Annotated in this window: 19 protein-coding genes; 9 read left to right on the top strand and 10 right to left on the bottom strand. The window is 60.2% G+C overall.

Annotation, left to right across the window (positions count from 1 at the left end; all coding sequences use genetic code 11):
- Positions 1-266: 266 nt before the first annotated feature.
- Positions 267-923 (bottom strand): thiopurine S-methyltransferase, encoded by a 657-nt coding sequence (locus tag LCH64_RS05880; RefSeq protein WP_226499727.1) that lies wholly within the window; start codon positions 921-923, stop codon positions 267-269.
- A 104-nt stretch (positions 924-1,027) separates the two neighbouring features.
- Between LCH64_RS05880 and LCH64_RS05875 the strand changes: the two genes are divergently transcribed.
- On the top strand, positions 1,028-1,795 hold the full coding sequence (locus LCH64_RS05875; RefSeq protein WP_226499726.1) for a class III extradiol ring-cleavage dioxygenase: 768 nt from the start codon (positions 1,028-1,030) through the stop codon (positions 1,793-1,795).
- A gap of 182 nt (positions 1,796-1,977) precedes the next feature.
- Here LCH64_RS05875 and LCH64_RS05870 read toward each other — a convergent pair whose 3' ends face one another.
- Complete coding sequence (locus LCH64_RS05870) at positions 1,978-3,651, bottom strand: DEAD/DEAH box helicase (protein ID WP_003226768.1); 1,674 nt, start codon at positions 3,649-3,651, stop codon at positions 1,978-1,980.
- Between the two features lie 423 nt (positions 3,652-4,074).
- On the opposite strand from LCH64_RS05870, the gene LCH64_RS05865 reads away from it, so the two are divergent.
- The gene (locus tag LCH64_RS05865) at positions 4,075-4,866 is read left to right on the top strand and encodes a crotonase/enoyl-CoA hydratase family protein (protein ID WP_226499725.1); all 792 of its coding nucleotides are present in this window, start codon (positions 4,075-4,077) and stop codon (positions 4,864-4,866) included.
- 109 nt (positions 4,867-4,975) lie between these two features.
- Here LCH64_RS05865 and LCH64_RS05860 read toward each other — a convergent pair whose 3' ends face one another.
- Entirely contained in the window at positions 4,976-5,731 is a 756-nt protein-coding gene (locus LCH64_RS05860) for a spermidine synthase (RefSeq protein ID WP_226499724.1), read from the bottom strand.
- Between the two features lie 153 nt (positions 5,732-5,884).
- Here LCH64_RS05860 and LCH64_RS05855 point away from each other — a divergent pair, with 153 nt between their 5' ends.
- Positions 5,885-7,231 (top strand): 3-deoxy-7-phosphoheptulonate synthase class II, encoded by a 1,347-nt coding sequence (locus LCH64_RS05855; protein WP_003226774.1) that lies wholly within the window; start codon positions 5,885-5,887, stop codon positions 7,229-7,231.
- Between the two features lie 117 nt (positions 7,232-7,348).
- Here LCH64_RS05855 and LCH64_RS05850 read toward each other — a convergent pair whose 3' ends face one another.
- Both LCH64_RS05850 and LCH64_RS05845 read right to left on the bottom strand, forming a co-directional pair.
- Positions 7,349-8,575 (bottom strand): winged helix-turn-helix domain-containing protein, encoded by a 1,227-nt coding sequence (locus LCH64_RS05850; RefSeq protein ID WP_226499723.1) that lies wholly within the window; start codon positions 8,573-8,575, stop codon positions 7,349-7,351.
- Between the two features lie 64 nt (positions 8,576-8,639).
- A complete protein-coding gene (locus LCH64_RS05845; RefSeq protein WP_003226778.1) occupies positions 8,640-8,855 on the bottom strand; it encodes a DUF1127 domain-containing protein in 216 nt (71 codons plus the stop codon).
- A gap of 97 nt (positions 8,856-8,952) precedes the next feature.
- Here LCH64_RS05845 and LCH64_RS05840 point away from each other — a divergent pair, with 97 nt between their 5' ends.
- Positions 8,953-9,807, top strand: coding sequence for a LysR substrate-binding domain-containing protein (locus LCH64_RS05840; RefSeq protein ID WP_025113145.1), 855 nt, complete (start codon positions 8,953-8,955; stop codon positions 9,805-9,807).
- Here LCH64_RS05840 and LCH64_RS05835 read toward each other — a convergent pair.
- Positions 9,797-10,546: a sulfite exporter TauE/SafE family protein gene (locus LCH64_RS05835; protein ID WP_226499722.1), complete on the bottom strand. Its 750-nt coding sequence runs from the start codon at positions 10,544-10,546 to the stop codon at positions 9,797-9,799. The two genes, LCH64_RS05840 and LCH64_RS05835, sit on opposite strands and share 11 nt — an antisense overlap.
- A gap of 109 nt (positions 10,547-10,655) precedes the next feature.
- On the opposite strand from LCH64_RS05835, the gene LCH64_RS05830 reads away from it, so the two are divergent.
- From LCH64_RS05830 to LCH64_RS05820, 3 genes are all read left to right on the top strand, one after another.
- A complete protein-coding gene (locus tag LCH64_RS05830) occupies positions 10,656-11,612 on the top strand; it encodes a LysR family transcriptional regulator (protein WP_201136934.1) in 957 nt (318 codons plus the stop codon).
- Between the two features lie 73 nt (positions 11,613-11,685).
- Positions 11,686-12,153, top strand: a complete 468-nt coding sequence (locus LCH64_RS05825) for a MarR family transcriptional regulator (RefSeq protein WP_226499721.1) — start codon at positions 11,686-11,688, stop codon at positions 12,151-12,153.
- Between the two features lie 329 nt (positions 12,154-12,482).
- Positions 12,483-12,902 (top strand): organic hydroperoxide resistance protein, encoded by a 420-nt coding sequence (locus LCH64_RS05820; protein WP_003226782.1) that lies wholly within the window; start codon positions 12,483-12,485, stop codon positions 12,900-12,902.
- A 185-nt stretch (positions 12,903-13,087) separates the two neighbouring features.
- Here LCH64_RS05820 and LCH64_RS05815 read toward each other — a convergent pair whose 3' ends face one another.
- Positions 13,088-13,657 (bottom strand): elongation factor P, encoded by a 570-nt coding sequence (locus LCH64_RS05815; RefSeq protein ID WP_003226785.1) that lies wholly within the window; start codon positions 13,655-13,657, stop codon positions 13,088-13,090.
- A gap of 48 nt (positions 13,658-13,705) precedes the next feature.
- Positions 13,706-14,848: an elongation factor P maturation arginine rhamnosyltransferase EarP gene (earP, locus tag LCH64_RS05810; RefSeq protein WP_003226787.1), complete on the bottom strand. Its 1,143-nt coding sequence runs from the start codon at positions 14,846-14,848 to the stop codon at positions 13,706-13,708.
- A gap of 124 nt (positions 14,849-14,972) precedes the next feature.
- On the opposite strand from earP, the gene LCH64_RS05805 reads away from it, so the two are divergent.
- Both LCH64_RS05805 and LCH64_RS05800 read left to right on the top strand, forming a co-directional pair.
- Positions 14,973-15,383: a hypothetical protein gene (locus LCH64_RS05805; protein WP_226499720.1), complete on the top strand. Its 411-nt coding sequence runs from the start codon at positions 14,973-14,975 to the stop codon at positions 15,381-15,383.
- A 2-nt stretch (positions 15,384-15,385) separates the two neighbouring features.
- Positions 15,386-15,868: a GreA/GreB family elongation factor gene (locus LCH64_RS05800; RefSeq protein ID WP_226499719.1), complete on the top strand. Its 483-nt coding sequence runs from the start codon at positions 15,386-15,388 to the stop codon at positions 15,866-15,868.
- Positions 15,869-15,877: 9 nt separating this feature from the next.
- Here LCH64_RS05800 and cysB read toward each other — a convergent pair whose 3' ends face one another.
- On the bottom strand, positions 15,878-16,852 hold the full coding sequence (cysB, locus tag LCH64_RS05795) for an HTH-type transcriptional regulator CysB (protein WP_007908591.1): 975 nt from the start codon (positions 16,850-16,852) through the stop codon (positions 15,878-15,880).
- 113 nt (positions 16,853-16,965) lie between these two features.
- Entirely contained in the window at positions 16,966-17,469 is a 504-nt protein-coding gene (locus tag LCH64_RS05790; protein ID WP_103483835.1) for a universal stress protein, read from the bottom strand.
- Positions 17,470-17,472 lie beyond the last annotated feature (3 nt).

The raw sequence follows: 17,472 nt of genomic DNA, 5'->3' as shown, positions 1-17,472 counted from the left end.
GCTCCGCCTTTTTCCGGTATCCATTGAATCCTCCTGAAGATCGGTCAGAAGGTGTAAACCTTATTCAGGACGCGACAGCAGTAACGAAAAGGCCCGCAGTGATGCGGGCCTTTTTTGTACTCGGGATTGTGGATTGCCTGTTCTGGCCTCTTCACGAGCAAGCCCCCTCCCACAGTGTTTTTTGGTGTATTCGAGATTGTTAGAACACCGATGATCCCTGTGGGAGCGGGCTTGCTCGCGAAGAGGCTGTTAATGCCGAGACAAAACTATCGGCCAGAAACCCGATACACCCGCTCCTCCAACCGCGTCACTCCCGCCTGCAGAAACTTCCAGCTCTCCCCCAGCACATCCTGCTCTTCCAGCATCCGCACCTGCCAGTCACCACCCAGCAAGCGCTGCACCTCATCATCGGTCACTGCAAACGGTGGCCCGGACATTTGCGCCTGATCGTAATCCAGTGTGATCAATAACCCTTGCACGCCCGGCGGCAGGATCTGCTGCAGATGCGCTGCATAGCGCTCGCGCATGGGGGGCGGCAAGGCGATCAGCGCTGCCCGGTCGTACAACGCAGCACAGTCCGCTACATCGTCTGCCGTGAGCGCAAAGAAATCACCGCACCACAACTCAATGGAATCCGCGCGATAGACCTTGAACGGCCCTTTGTCGCTGACCTGCGGCGTTACCTGATGCTCGCTGAAAAAGTCCTCGATGGCCTTCTGCGACAACTCGACCCCGAGCACCTGATGGCCGCGCCCTGCCAGCCACAGCAGATCCAGGCTTTTGCCGCACAACGGCACCAGCACCCGCGCGCGGGCCGGGATGGCCAGCGGCGCCCAGTGACGCTGCAGATACGGGTTCACCTCAGGCAGATGAAAGCCGATCTGATTGGATTCCCACTTCTTGTGCCAAAACTCAGGCTGCATGCATCACCCCAAAAAAATCGATCAAAAGGCGTTAAAACTTATATTAGATTTAGATCAATGATCTGACTGAAGATGAGGCCATCTTACCGCTCAGGAACCTCTCCATGTTTCCCAGCCTGTTTATCTCCCACGGCTCGCCCATGCTGGCCCTGGAACCCGGTGCCAGTGGCCCGGCTCTGGCGCGTCTGGCGGCCGAACTGCCCCACCCCAAAGCCATCGTCATCGTTTCTGCGCACTGGGAAAGTCAGGAACTGCTGGTCAGCAGTAATCCGCAACCAGAGACCTGGCATGACTTCGGCGGTTTTCCCCGTGCCCTGTTTGAAGTGCAATATCCGGCACCGGGGGATCCGCAACTGGCGGCCGAAGTTGCCCAATTGCTGAACGCCGCCCATCTGCCGGCACGCCTTGATTCGCAACGACCGTTCGATCACGGCGTCTGGGTGCCGCTGTCGCTGATGTACCCGCAGGCGGATATCCCGGTGGTACAGGTGTCGTTGCCGAGCCGCAGCGGCCCGGCGCTGCAAACCCGTGTCGGACGTGCGTTGGCAAGCCTGCGCGATCAGGGCATTTTGCTGATCGGTTCCGGCAGCATCACCCACAACCTGCGCGAACTGGACTGGCATGCCGGGCCGGAAAGCGTCGAGCCATGGGCACGGGACTTCCGTGACTGGATGATCGACAAGCTGGCGGCGAACGATGAGGCGGCGCTGCACGATTACCGTCAGCAGGCACCGAACGCCGTACGCAGCCATCCGAGCGATGAGCATTTGCTGCCGTTGTATTTCGCACGCGGTGCGGGGGGCGAGTTCAGCGTGGCGCACAGGGGATTCACGATGGGTGCGTTAGGCATGGATATCTATCGCTTCGGATAAACGCAGAATCAAAAGATCGCAGCCTTCGGCAGCTCCTACAGTGGGGAATGAGTACACCCTGTGTAGGAGCTGTCGCAGGCAGCGATCTTTTGATCTTCGATCTTTGCTCTTTCAGACAGGCAAAAAAAATCCCCGAACCAGTCGGGGATTTTTTATGTTCGATCAATCAGCCCGAGGGCGGATCAATCTTCGCGGTAGCGACGCAGTTTCAGCTGCTTGCCAGCGACGCGAGTGTCCTTCAGTTTGGTCAGGAGTTTGTCCAGACCATCTTCCGGCAGCTCGACGAGGCTGAAGCTGTCACGCACCTGGATGCGACCGATCGCTTCGCGGGCCAGACCACCTTCATTGAGGATGGCGCCCAGCAGGTTCTTGGCGGCGATACCGTCACGCGCACCCAGCGCGGTACGGCAACGGGCACGACCTTCGCCCAGAGGCATTGGCGCACGACGCTCGCGGTCACCACGATCAGGACGATCACCGGAACGCTCAGGACGGTCGCCACGCGGTGCGTTGTTCGGCACCAGTGGACGTTCCTTCTCGATCGCGGCCAGGTTCAGCGCTTGACCGTTGGTAGCCTTGCGCAGCAGGGCTGCAGCCAGGGCACGCGGGGTGCAACCGATGTCAGCGGTCAGACGATCCAGCAGTTCGCCGTGAGTCGATTCGGCATCAGCGACCAGCGGCGACAGGCTGTTGGTCAGTTTCTTGATGCGTGCATCGAGAACCGCCTGAGCGTCCGGCAGACGCACTTCGGCAACCTTCTGACCGGTTACACGCTCGATCACCTGCAGCATGCGGCGCTCACGTGGAGTCACCAGCAGCAGCGCACGACCTTCGCGACCGGCACGGCCGGTACGGCCGATACGGTGCACGTAGGATTCCGGATCGTACGGCATGTCCACGTTGAATACGTGGGTGATGCGCGGAACGTCCAGACCACGGGCAGCTACGTCGGTCGCGACAACGATGTCCAGACGGCCATCTTTCAGCGAGTCGATCACGCGCTCACGCTGGTTCTGGGCGATGTCACCGTTCAGCGCTGCGGCTTTGTAGCCTTTGGCGTCGAGGGCACTGGCCAGATCCAGGGTCGCTTGCTTGGTGCGCACGAACATGATCAGCGCGTCGAAGTCTTCCACTTCCAGCAAGCTGAGAACGGCAGAGGTCTTCTGGTCAGCGTGAACCAACAGGTGAGCCTGTTCGATCGCGGTAACGGTTTGGGTCTTGGTCTGGATCTTGACGTGTTGCGGATCGCGCAGATGGCGTTCGGCAATGGCGCGGATCGACTGCGGCAGGGTAGCCGAGAACAAAACGGTCTGACGGGTCGATGGCAGCGCCTTGAAGATGACTTCCAGGTCATCCATGAAGCCCAGTTTCAACATTTCGTCAGCTTCGTCGAGAACCAGGTGGTTCACGGTCGACAGGACTTTCTCGTCGCGACGCAGGTGGTCACACAGACGACCCGGAGTAGCGACAACAATCTGTGCGCCATTACGGATAGCCTTGAGTTGCGGGCCCATCGGTGCGCCGCCGTAAACGGCGACAACGGTGACGCCAGGCATTTGCTTGGCGTAGGTTTCAAAAGCGGTTGCTACTTGCAGCGCCAACTCTCGAGTTGGCGCCAGGATCAGGGCTTGCGGTTCGCGCTTGGCAGGATCGATGCGGTGCAGAATAGGCAGTGCGAACGCGGCGGTTTTACCGGTACCGGTTTGCGCCTGCCCAATCATGTCCTGGCCGGCCATGATGATCGGGATCGATTGCTGCTGAATCGCCGAAGGCTCTTCGTAGCCGGTCGCTGCGACGGCTGCAAGAATATTCGGGTTAAGATTAAAAGCGGCGAATCCGCCGGTTTCCTGGGTCATGGGTCTGCCTCTAAGTGCATCCGCAAAGACCCATGCTCCAAAGCTGCGCATGCCGTGTTGAGACTCAAGAGTCGCCCTGGCAGCTTTGTCGGCGGGGATTTGCGAAAACGAATGAATGAAAAAAAGAATCGTCCGGGAAGAGCCCGCAATGCGGACGTGCAGCCGAAGCTGACTTCGGGAAATTGCGCTACCTAAACGCGGCCCGGTTAAAGGCCGGCGCGCACTATACCGGATTTTGCCCGAAAAGGGAGCTTTTTTTATCGTCTGAATCGGTGTGTCACCGCTGTGTAACGGGGTTTTGCGGATAATCGTGCGAAGGTCTATTTTTCAAAGGCCCGGCCCTGCGGGTGATGACGCTTAAACGATTCACCGATGTGCGGCATACCGTCGCTGCCCCCGCCCTTCCCGCCCGAGGATCTCCCCATGAATCAACCCTGCCCCGGCCGCGTCAGCCGTGAACGTCGTGGTCATGTCCACTTGATCGGCCTCGACCGAGCCGCCAAGCGCAACGCGTTCGACCTCGATCTGCTCAATGCCCTGAGCCTGGCCTACGGTGAGTTCGAGGCAGAGAGCGAGGCGCGGGTGGCCGTGGTGTTCGGGCACGGCGAGCACTTTACCGCCGGCCTGGACCTGCTCAACGCCAGCGCCGCCCTCGCCGAAGGCTGGCAGGTTCCGACCGGCGGTTGCGACCCCTGGGGTGTTTTCGTCGGACCGCGAGTGAGCAAACCGGTGATTGTTGCCGCGCAGGGTTACTGCCTGACCATCGGCATCGAGTTGATGCTGGCTGCCGATATCAACCTGTGTGCGAGCAATACGCGCTTTGCGCAAATGGAAGTGCAGCGTGGGATTTTTCCTTTTGGTGGCGCGACGTTACGTTTTCATCAGGTAGCGGGCTGGGGCAACGCGATGCGTTGGTTGCTGACCGGTGATGAGTTCGATGCGCATGATGCGTTGCGTCTGGGCTTGGTGCAGGAAGTGATGGCCAGCGAGGATTTGCTGCCACGGGCGATCGAACTGGCCGAGCGGATTGCTCGGCAGGCACCGTTGGGGGTGCAGGCGACACTGATGTCGGCGCGCCAGGCGCGGTATGAAGGTGAGACAGCGGCGGCGCAGGGGTTACCGGCGCTGGTGAAGAAGTTGCTGGGGAGTGAGGATGCCAAGGAGGGCGTGAGGTCACTGGTGGAGCGGCGGCCGGGCATCTTCAAAGGGGTCTGAGAAATCTGGTGCTCTTCAGGCCCTCTTCGCGAGCAAGCCCGCTCCCACATTTGGAATGCATTTCAAGTGTGGGAGCGGGCTTGCTCGCGAAGGGGCCATCACTGACAACTCAAGTCGCCGGGCGAATCGCCTTGATCAACGATTGCAACGAATACCCCAACCGCGGCGCCAGCGCTTCGGCCCGGGCGGTCAGCGCCTGCAGGTCGAGTTCCTGTTCGAGATCCGCCGGCACAATCAGAATTACGTTGCCCTCCTTCACCGGCAATTCCCAGTAATGCCGGTGATAGAGCCCGCGCAGCAATGCGGCGCCCAACGGTTTGCCATCATCGGTGGCCCATTGGTTGATCACCAGCCAGCCGCCCGGATTCAGACGCTTCTGACAGTCGCCGAGGAAACTCCAGGCCAAGTGCCCGACACCCGGCCCCACGTCGGTGTAGAGGTCGACAAAAATCAGATCCGCAGGCTCGGCCGTCGGCAGCAATTCCAGCGCATCGCCGACCCGGATGTACAAGCGCGGATCGTCATCCAGCCCCAGATACTCGATGGCCAGGCGTGGCACGTCCGGGCGCAGTTCGATGGCTTCGACGTCTTCCAGCGGCAGGAACTTGAGGCAGGCCTGGGTCAGCGTGCCGGCACCGAGGCCGAGAAACAGTGCGCTCTCCGGTTGCTCATGACACAGCGCGCCAATCAGCATCGCCCGGGTGTAGTCGTATTCGAGCCAGCTCGGATCGGCGGTGAACACGCAGCTCTGTTCGATGGCATCGCCGAATTCCAGAAAGCGGTAATCGGCCACTTCCAGCACGCGAATCACGCCGAACTCATCCTGTACCTCGGCGAGCAACAGCTCGACGCGCTCCTCAGTCATTTCGTCTCCTGATGGTCACCGGGCGCGGTGACGCGATGACGCCGCTCAGGCGCCGTGGCAAAGCGGCGATTGTCGACGAGGCGCGGGAGCAGGTCACGCACTAATTGCTGCTACCATGGGCGTCCCGAGCGTAGAACCGAATTAGAGACTGTGATGAGCCAACCCTGGAGCCCTGACAGCTGGCGTGCCCTGCCGATCCAGCAACAACCCCAATACCCCGACGCCGCGCACCTGCGCCAGGTCGAGCAGACCCTGGCCAGCTATCCGCCGCTGGTGTTTGCCGGTGAAGCACGCGAGCTGCGCCGACAGTTTGCCGAGGTGACTCAGGGCCGGGCGTTCCTGTTGCAGGGCGGCGATTGCGCGGAAAGCTTTGCCGAGTTCTCGGCGGCGAAGATTCGCGACACCTTCAAAGTGTTGCTGCAGATGGCAATCGTCATGACCTTCGCCGCCGGTTGCCCGGTGGTCAAGGTCGGGCGCATGGCCGGTCAATTCGCCAAGCCGCGCTCGGCCAACGACGAAACCATCGATGGCGTGACCCTGCCCGCCTACCGTGGCGACATCGTCAACGGCATCGGTTTCGACGAGAAGAGCCGCGTGCCGGATCCGGAGCGCCTGCTGCAGTCCTATCACCAATCCACCGCCACCTTGAACCTGCTGCGCGCTTTCGCCCAAGGCGGGTTTGCCGACCTGCATCAGGTGCACAAGTGGAACCTGGATTTCATCGCCAACTCGGCGCTGGCCGAAAAATATAGCCACCTCGCCGACCGTATCGATGAAACCCTGGCGTTCATGCGCGCCTGCGGCATGGACAGCTCGCCGCAACTGCGCGAAACCAGTTTCTTCACCGCCCACGAAGCGCTGCTGCTGAACTACGAGGAAGCCTTCGTGCGTCGCGACAGCCTGACCAACGATTACTACGATTGCTCGGCGCACATGCTGTGGATCGGCGACCGCACCCGTCAGCTTGACGGCGCCCACGTCGAATTCCTGCGCGGAGTGAACAACCCGATCGGCGTCAAAGTCGGCCCGAGCATGAACCCGGACGACCTGATCCGCCTGATCGACGTGCTCAACCCGGACAACGATCCGGGCCGCCTGAACCTGATCGCGCGGATGGGCGCGAACAAGGTCGGCGATCACCTGCCGGCGCTGATTCGCGCGGTGCAGCGTGAGGGCAAGCAGGTGCTGTGGAGTTCCGACCCGATGCACGGCAACACCATCAAGGCCAGCAGCGGCTACAAGACCCGCGACTTCGCGCAGATTCTTGGCGAGGTGAAGCAGTTCTTCCAGGTGCACGAAGCCGAAGGCAGCTACGCGGGCGGGATTCACATCGAGATGACCGGGCAGAATGTCACCGAGTGCATCGGTGGTGCGCGGCCGATCACGGAAGACGGGCTGTCGGATCGTTATCACACCCATTGCGACCCGCGGATGAATGCCGATCAGTCGCTGGAACTGGCGTTTTTGATTGCGGAAACCCTGAAGCAGGTTCGGCGTTGAATCAGTCAGGTTTCTAGCGTCTGAGAGGCAGCCTTCGCGAGCAAGCCCGCTCCCACACTGGATTTGTGAACGGCACAGAACCAATGTGGGAGCGGGCTTGCTCGCGAAGGGGCCAGCTCAGTCACTACAGATTTCAGCCAATGCCACCCGCAATCGCCCTACACTCTCGCGCTGACAATTAAGCTGCACCCGTGCAAGCCCCAGCCAATCGGCCATCTGCCGCAAATTCAGCGCCAGCGCCAACATCCCCTGATCATCCAGCCCCGGCTCTTCCTCGTGCAACGCATGCACCGCCAACCGCCCCGACGCCCGCTCGGCGCGCAGATCGACCCGCGCAGCAATCCGCTCGTTGTGCAGGAACGGCAGCACGTAATAGCCATAGACCCGCTTGTCCTGCGGCGTATAAATTTCCAGCCGATAGCGGAAATCAAACAGTCGCTCGGTACGACTGCGCTCCCAGATCAGCGAATCGAACGGCGACAACAGCGCACTGGCGACGACTTTACGCGGGACTTTCGGCTGCGGCAGACAGTAGGCGATCTGTCGCCAGCCGGCGACTTCGCAGTTCTGCAACTGCCCGTCCTCGACCAGCTCCGCCAGACGCGGTCGCGCATCGGCCGGGTTCAAACGGAAGTAATCCCGCAGATCCTTTTCCGTGCCAACGCCGAGTGCCTGGGCCGCATGCAGCAGGAGACCACGCTGGCCCTCGGTTTCATCCGGCAACGGCTGCTGCAGAATCGGCGCAGGGATGACCCGCTCCGGCAAATCATACAAACGCTCAAAACCGCGGCGCCCGGCCACGGTCACTTCGCCGGCGGCGAACAACCATTCCAGCGCATGCTTCTCCGCGCTCCAGTCCCACCACTGACCGGCCTTGTCCTCGCGGGTCGAAAGGCTGCCCGCGCCCAACGCGCCCTGCGCTTCGACCGACGCCATAACCCGACGAATCGTGTCTTGCTGCTCGCGTCCGAACTTCGCCAGTTGTTGATAGATGTCCTCGCCACGTTTCGCGCGCTGCATCCGCCACCCCAGCAACGGATACATCGCCAGCGGTAGCAACGATGCTTCGTGGCCCCAGTATTCGAACAGCGTGCGACGGCGACCCGAACTCCAGGCGGCCTGGTCGAGCAGAGTGGATGGATATGAACCCAAACGAGAAAACAGCGGCAAGTAGTGCGAGCGCACCACCGCGTTGACGGAGTCGATCTGCAACAGACCCAGCCGTTCAATCAGCCGGTTGACGTGCGGCGCCTTGACGGTCAGCGGCTGGCGCCCGTTGAACCCTTGGGCAGCCAGCGCCAGACGTCGCGCCTGTTTGAGGGAAAAGGCCAGAGTCGCGGGCATGAACATCTCCTTGTCTGCTCGCAACCTACCTCAGTCAAAAGGGGTTTGTGTAGCGATACCCTCATCATTTATGCATCGGATCGTCCCAGAACGGCCGGATGGCCTCGTGTTCAACGTCAGCGCGGCTGACCCCGATGTCCTTCAACGCTTCATCACTCAGACTGGCGAGCAACTCACGTTCACGGTGCAATTCGTACCAGCGGCTAAACTTGTGCAGCAGATCCGAGATCAGGTGCACCGGCACTCTTTCATCACTGACATAGACTTTTTGACCTTTCATCGTGTTGCCCTCCATGTGGGATGACTAAAGTCTCGCCCCGGAGCTAAGATCAATCCAACGAATGTTTCTGATGCCATGCATCTCGGAGATTGATGAATTGTCGGCCTATCCCAGTATCGATACCGATGTCCTGCGCACCTTCGTTGCAATCGCCGATCAGGGCGGGTTCACCCGCGCTGGCGAGATGGTCAACCGCACGCAATCGGCCGTGAGCATGCAGATGAAGCGTCTGGAAGAAGACGTTCTGCAACGCCAGCTGTTCGAGCGCGATGGCCGCCAGGTACGCCTGACCGCCGAAGGCCAGGTGCTGCTCGGCTATGCGCGGCGCATCCTGAAATTGCACAGCGAAGTGTTCAACACTTTGCGCGAGCCACACATGGTCGGCACCGTGCGCATCGGTACGCCGGACGACTATGTGATGCGGTTTCTGCCGGGAATCCTGTCGCGGTTCGCCCAGTTCTATCCGCTGATTCAGATCGAAGTGCACTGCGAGTCCAGCAAACAGCTGTTGCAGCGCACCGATCTGGATTTGTCGATCGTCACCCGCGAGCCGGGCAACGAGATCGGCCAGTTGCTGCGCAAGGAGCGATTCGTCTGGGCCGAAGCGCAAAACTTCAGCGCCCACGAGCAGACGCCGCTGCCGTTGGCGATGTTCAACAGTGATTGTTTCTGCCGCTTGTGGGCGTGCAATGCGCTGGACGCGATGGGCCGCGACTACCGCATCGCCTACAACAGCACCAGCCTGTCGGCGCTGATGGCGGTGGTGAGCGCGGGTCTGGCGATCACCGCGCAACTGGAGAGCCTGATCACCCCGGACATGCGCATTCTCGGCGCCGCCGAGGACCTGCCATTGCTGCCCGAGGCCAGCATCATGCTGATCCGCAACCTGAACAATCCGTCGCCGATCACCGAATGCCTGGCCGAGCACATCGTCGAAGGCTTCAAACTTTAAAGGCGAGCATCACCGCACACAGCACCAGAAAACCGCAGAACAGCCCGCGCAAGAGCCTTTCCGGCATCGCGTGGGCGATTTTCACGCCCCAACTGATGCTGGCCAGACCGCCGATGGCTAGCGGCAGGCCGATCATCCAGTCCACTTCGTGATGCACCGCGTACGTCACCAGCGTCACACCGGTGCTCGGCAATGCGAGCGCCAGCGACAGGCCTTGGGCAACCACTTGCGTGGTGCCGAACAGACTGGTCAGCACGGGCGTCGCCACCACGGCCCCGCCGACGCCGAACAAGCCACCCATGGTCCCCGACGCTGCGCCGAGCACACCCAGCCATGGCCATGAGTAACGCATCTCGGAGGTCACCGCGGTTTTTTTGCCGAACATCTTCAACAGGTTGTACGCCGAGAGCACCACAAGGAACGCGACAAAGCCGATGCGCATGGTTTGCGCATTGATGCCCACCGCCCAGATCGAGCCGATCCACGCAAAGCAGAAGCCCATGACCGCCAGCGGCAGCGCATGGCGCAGTTCGATGCGATTGCGCTGGTGATAGCGCCACAGCGCCAGCATCACGTTCGGCACCACCATCACCAGCGCCGTGCCTTGGGCGATCTGTTGATCCAGGCCGAACCACACACCCAGCAGCGGAATGGCGATCAAACCACCGCCGATGCCAAATATTCCGCCCAGTGTGCCCAGGGCCGCGCCAAACAGCAGGTACAACAAAAACTCGATCACAGCGATTTCCTCATCCGTCAGGCGATTCATCCTACGCAGTACAGGCTGGCGGGGAAACGCACAGCAACGCACAATGGCTATGCCAAATTCGCACAAGCATTCAATTCTCATGAATCCCAATCAGTTGACCGATCAGCTCGGGTTATTTCTCGATGTTCTGGAAAGCGGCAGTTTTTCCGCGGTTTCCCGTCGTCATCCGCTGACGCCTTCCGCCATTGCGCGGCGCATTGATAGCCTGGAAAGCGCCGTCGGTAGCCAGTTGTTCATCCGCAGCACCCACGCTGTGCGGGCAACCCCGGCCGGGCTGGCGTTTGCCGAGCGGGCGCGACGTATCGTCAGCGAACTGCAACTGGCCCGTGCCGAAGCGGTGTCGTTGAGCAGTGCGCCGGAAGGCTTGATCCGCATCGATGCCCCCGCTGCGTTCGGTCGCCGCCATCTCGCGCCGGTCATCGCCGACTTTCTGGTGCTGTACCCGGGGCTGGATGTGCAGTTGCACCTGATCGACAGCTTCATCGACATGCACGGCTCGAATCTGGGCAAAGTTGATCTGGTGCTGCGCGCCGGGCAAATGGCCGATACGCGGCTGGTCGCCACCCCGCTGGCGAGCATGGTGCGCATCGCCTGCGCCAGCCCCGACTACCTCAAACGCCGTGGCGCGCCGAGCCATCCTGCGCAGTTGAGTGAACACGACGGACTGGATTGGGAAGGCCTCGCCCCGCCCTTCGCCTGGCGCTTCGAGCTGGACGGGCAAATGCAACTGCATCGCCCCTCACGAATCCGCATGAGCGCCAACAATGCCGAAGCCTTGGTGTGCGGCGCACTGGCCGGGCTGGGCATCGCGCATTTGCCGACCTGGCTGGCCAGTGAGTACCTGCTGCGCGGAGAGTTGCTGCCGCTGTTCTGCGAGACCGGCCTGCCACAACCGGAAACCACCGGTATCTATGCGCTGCGCATGGAACAGCAAACCAACTCGCGCAGCCGTTTACTTCTGGAATACCTCAAGACCCGTTTCAGCCCGGTGCCGCCGTGGGATCTGGCGCTACAGCGAGAGCTGGGCCGGCACTAGATTCTGGATAATTATCTGGCGCATTAAACATTCGGGCGCTAGATTCAAGCCCATCATCGAACAAGGCGTTGCCATGACCACCGAACGTGACACCCTCGACAACTGCGATCACCTGCTGCTGGATAACCAGGCCTGCTTCGCCCTGCACTCCACTTCGCTGATGATGACCAAGGTCTACAAGCCCCTGCTGCAAGCGCTGGGCCTGACCTACCCGCAGTATCTGGCGATGATGGTGCTGTGGGAAAAGGACGGTTTGACCGTGGGCGAAATAAGCACGCGATTGCTGACCGATCCAGGCTCGCTGACGCCGTTGCTCAAGCGTCTGGAAGGCGAAGGTCTGCTCAGTCGAACTCGCAGCCGTGAAGACGAACGGGTGGTGATCGTCGAACTGACCACGCAGGGCCGCGCTCTTCGTGAGCAAGCCAAAAGCGTTCCGCAGTGCATCCTCGGCGCCAGTGGCTTTACCGTCGAGCGCCTGCAAAACCTGCAAGCGGAACTGCAAGTGCTGCGCAGTCATCTGCAAGACAGCCTGCCCGGATAACAGCGCTGCCCCCCCTTGTAGGAGTGAGCCTGCTCGCGATAGCGGTGGTTCAGTCAGCCTCCGTTTTGCCTGTCCCACCGCTATCGCGAGCAGGCTCACTCCTACAAAGGATCGGTTCACCAGGAAAATATTCTTCAGCCCCCGCCGCCCCCCACATCCGCTCTAAATCTTCACTTTCAAGCTGATCGACTGTGCCTTTAAAGGACCGAGATTCAGCTTTCTCAAAAAATTATCTTGCGCACTAAATATTAGCGAGCTACATTCACCTCGTACTTACTTAGCGCGCAAACAATTAGCGCAAAAAAAACACACTCGACGAGGCTCACACCATGCAAACTCTCTACACCGCAATCGCAACCTCCACTGGCGGCCGTGATGGTCGTGCGATCTCCAGCGACAACATCCTCGACGTCAAACTCGCTACCCCGAAAGAACTCGGCGGTGCCGGCGGTGCAGCGACCAATCCTGAGCAACTGTTCGCTGCCGGTTACTCGGCCTGCTTCATCGGCGCACTGAAATTCGTTGCCAGCCAGACCAAACGCAAAATCCCCGACGACGCCTCGATCACCGCCCACGTCGGTATCGGCCAGATCCCTGGCGGTTTCGGTCTCGACATCGATCTGCACATCAGCCTGCCAGGCCTGGAGCAAGCGGATGCACAGAGCCTGGTCGAAGCGGCGCACCAGGTCTGCCCGTACTCCAACGCCACTCGCGGCAATGTTGAAGTGCGTCTGCACACCACCGTTTGAGAACAACACCGAACCACTGTGGGAGCGGGCTTGCTCGCGAACAGGCCTGGTCAGACAACCTGTTCGTTGAATGACACACCGCATTCGCGAGCAAGCCCGCTCCCACACAGCGGTTAACGTGGAATCGCAGGCACAAAAAAGCCCGACTCAATGGTCGGGCTTTTTCTTTCCGCGAAAAGCAGTGCTTATTTGGCACGGCCTTTGTAGGAACCGCCTTCGCGGGTATCGATCTCGATCATGTCGCCGATTTCGATGAAGTCAGCAACCGACAGCTCGGTACCGTTCTTCAGTTTGGCAGGCTTCATCACCTTGCCGGAAGTGTCACCGCGAGCGGAACCTTCGGTGTAGTCAACCTGACGCACGATGGTGGTCGGCAGCTCTACGGAAACCAGACGCTCTTCGAAGAACACGGCTTCGCAAACGTCGGTCATGCCTTCTTCAACGAAAGGCAGAACGCTTTCGATGTCTTCGGCGTTCAGCTCGTACATGGTGTAGTCAGTGGTGTCCATGAACGTGTAGGTGTCGCCGCTGATGAAGGACAGGGTCGCTTCTTTGCGGTCGAGGATCACGTCGTCCAGCTTGTCGTCCGCACCGTAAACGGTTTCGGTCTTGTAACCGGTCAGCAGGTTCTTCAGCTTGGTCTTCATGATCGCGCTGTTACGGCCCGACTTGGTGAATTCAGCTTTCTGAACCAGCCAAGGATCGTTGTCGATACGGATCACGGTACCGGGTTTGAGTTCTTTACCAGTTTTCATTGCGAATATCCGAATTTGGATGGGATTTACAAAAATCTAGGCCGCGTATCATATCCAATTTAGGTAAAACCTTACCAGCGCCGTGGCAAGATCCGCCTGCAAGCCTTGTTCCAGACACCATGCTTCGGCGTTGTCCTGCAATTGCGACCAGTGTTTACGGGCCTCCAGCCAGTGCTCGCCAATCGGTTGTCCGGCGCTCCAGGCCCGCCACAGACCGTTGATCGCCTCGGCAGCGGCCGGTGAAAGCCCTTTGGTGTAGAGCGCGAGAAAGGCGTCGAGCTTGTCGAGATGGATGTCTTCGTCCTGCTGATAGATGTGCCAGAGCATCGGTCGCCCGGCCCACTGTGCGCGGACGAACGAGTCTTCCCCACGCACCGCGTTGAAATCGCAGCACCACAGCAACTGATCGTATTGATCCTGACGGACGAACGGCAGCACCTGCACCGTCAGCGCCTGACGCACGTTCAAATCGCCGACGGCCAGCGAATCGACTCCGAGCCAGCGCGCGACATCACCGAGAATACGCCCCTCCGGCACCAGCAAATGGGTCGGTGTGCTATCCGCCGCCAGCACATCCAGCCAACTGGCCAGCCCGGCATTTTCGTAGGCAAACAAGGAGATCAGCTGCGAATCCGCTGCGCGATCGACACCCAGGCCTTGCAGGAATTGTCGCTGTGCAGCGGCATCCTGCTGAAAATGCCGACGACGCTCAAGCAGACCACCTTCACGCAGCAGGCCGCCGGTCCCCGGCTGAAATCCGGGAAAGAAAAAGAATTTCTGTACCGACTTGTACTTCACCGACTGCAGGCCATGACAACCGGTTACCCAGTCTTCGGCGCTGAGGTAATCGAGGTTCATCCACAGTGGTGGCCGTTGCCGCTCGGCCATGGCGTCCATGTACGCCGGTGGCAACTGACAGGCAAATGCGGCGATCACCACATCGGCGGCTTCCGTTTGCGGCCAGTCGCTCGGCCAGTGCCGCACCTCGACGCCCTGCTGCGATTGCTGGGCAAGGTTGATGTCGATCTCGGGACAGATACGCTCGAAGGCGCGCAGGTCATCGACCCACAGACGCACCGCCAGCGCATGCTCGGCCACCAGTTGGCGGGCAAGACGCCAGGTCACACCGATGTCGCCATAGTTGTCGACCACGGTGCAAAAAATATCCCAGCGGGTTTTCGGTACCGACATGCAAGACTCCCGTTGGCAAAAGGGCTGATTGTCCGCATAAATGACCTCGCGCAGAAGAGCCGACGGCGATTAATCTTCGTGCGACAATCGCGACTTGCCCGTAATCATCCGCCAGGAGGCAGCCATGCCCTATCGCCCCACCCCGCGTCGTCCCTTGCCTGTTCAGCTTAGCGCGCTGCGGCTGACCGGCAGCATTGCCCTGGGCATGTGGCTGGGCTTTCTGGCCATCGCCATGACCTGCTGGGTGCTTTCACGCTTTGTGTTCACCGAGCAACTGGCGCCTGTCGCTCAGGCCGTGCAGCAACTGGCCAAGCCCCCGGCGGCCGTTCAGGTACAACCGGACATTCCGCCACAGAGTCCGCTGTTCGAGCAGTACGAAGAGAACCTGCGCAAGAACGAACAGCAGAATCGCCTGGAGCAGGCACGCAGCAGCAGTCGCAACCAGTCGAACCCCAAGTGCCAGTTCTGGCTGCAACAGGACCAGACCGCGCCGAGCGAGAAGAGCCGCGCCAACGTTTTGCAATTCTGCGATTGATCATGAACAAACACACCGTCCACCAACTGATCCTCGACAAACTGCGCGTCGACCTCGACATCGCCGAACGCGCCGCGCAGACCGCTTACGAAACCGCGACCCATGAAGAAAACATCGCCGAGAACAAGTACGACACCCTCGGACTTGAGGCTTCCTATCTGGCAGCAGGTCAGGCGAAACGGGTCGAGGAAATCCGCCAGTCACTGGCGCAGTGCCAAAACCTGGCACTGCGCGCCTATGACGAAAATCGCGGCATCGAGATCGGCGCCCTGCTCGGCCTGGAGGACGAAAAGGGTCGCGAGCAATGGCTGTTTCTGGCGCCGGATGCGGCGGGCCTGAAAGTCGATGTGGTGGGCCAGCCGATTACCGTCATCACCCCGCGCTCGCCGCTGGGCAAAAGCCTGCTGGGCAAGTTCGAGGGCGATGAGGTGGAGATTCTGGTGGCGGGCACCCGGCAACAGTTCGCTGTCACCGAGGTGCTGTGAGGCAGGGACTCAGTGGACTGGCAGTTCGACGCCGTCGAACAGCTCTTCCAGTTCCTGCTTGTTGTGGCACTGGATGGCTTTGGCCATGACTTCGCGGGTCAGGTGCGGGGCGAACTTCTCGATGAAGTCGCACATGAAACCACGCAGGAAGGTACCGCGACGGAAACCGATCTTGGTGATGCTCGACTCGAACAGTTCGCTGGCATCCAGCACCACCAGGTCGTTATCGAGTTTGGTGTCGACCGCCATCTTGGCGACGATGCCCACACCCAGACCCAGACGCACGTAGGTTTTGATCACGTCGGCATCGGCAGCGGTGAACACTACCTTCGGCGTCAGGCCGCGATGGCTGAAGGCTTCGTCGAGTTTCGAACGGCCAGTGAAACCGAACACGTACGTCACGATCGGGTATTCGGCCAGCGCTTCAAGGGTCAGCTTCGGCAGCTTGGTCAGCGGGTGCCCCTGCGGCACGACCACGCAACGGTTCCAGCGATAGCACGGCATCATCACCAGGTCGCCGAACAGTTCCAGCGCTTCGGTGGCGATGGCGAAATCGACGGTGCCGTCAGCGGCCATCTCGGCGATCTGCATCGGCGAACCCTGATGCATGTGCAGCGCCACGTCCGGGTATTGCTTGATGAAATTGCTGATCACCGGCGGCAATGCATAACGCGCCTGGGTGTGGGTGGTGGCGATCGACAGGGTGCCTTTCTTCTCGTTGGAGAATTCCTGGGCAATCTGCTTGATGCTTTCGACCTTGCGCAGGATTTCCCCTGCGGTGGTGATGATGCGCTCGCCGGCCGGGGTGACGCGGGTCAAGTGCTTGCCGCTGCGGGCAAACACTTCAACGCCGAGTTCATCTTCCAGCAGGCGGATTTGTTTACTGATACCCGGTTGCGAGGTGTAAAGGCTTTGGGCTGTAGCGGAAACGTTGAGGTCGTGGTGCGCCACTTCCCAGATGTAGCGCAATTGTTGAAGCTTCATATGTATCCCTCAAAGCAGGTAGACGCCACGGGCATCAGCGACGGTATATAACTATATTAATGGTTTGATGAATAAATCTAGAACTTTTTTATCAAAACGCCATTATTCCCGCTTCAGCGATCCTCCCGACGCCGGCGCTCCACCAACGGCACCAGATAAACCGGCACCTTGGCCAATTGCAGGACCCGGGTCGCCGTACGCCCCAAAGGCGTTTCCGCCCCGACACCGTGGCTGTGAGTGCCTACGATCAGCAAATCCACAGAGAGTTTCTCCACCTGGTCAAGAATCACCTGCGACGGATCGCCCTGCAGTACCCGTACCGCACGGATCCGCTGCAGATCCTGTTCGCCGTCCTCCCCCAATTCTTCGCGAAAACTGTCCAGCACCCGTTGTTCGATACTGGCGATGACTGTTTTCAGACCCTGACTGTGAAATTCGTTCAATGCCTGTTCGTCGAGATAGCTCTGCAACACCGATTCGGCGAACAGTCCCATGGGTTCCACTGCATGCACCACATACAAGTCGGCATTGAATGTCCGCGCCAGTGCCAGGGCATGCTGCATCACTAAAGGTGCGTACAGACCGAGGTCAGTGGCATACAGCATCGAACGAATCATATG

It is taken from the genome of Pseudomonas sp. MWU16-30322 (assembly GCF_020515535.1).
Classification (GTDB): domain Bacteria; phylum Pseudomonadota; class Gammaproteobacteria; order Pseudomonadales; family Pseudomonadaceae; genus Aquipseudomonas; species Aquipseudomonas fluorescens_H.
Note: the sequence above shows the minus strand (reverse complement) of the source record. Positions and strands in the feature narration are given on the sequence as shown.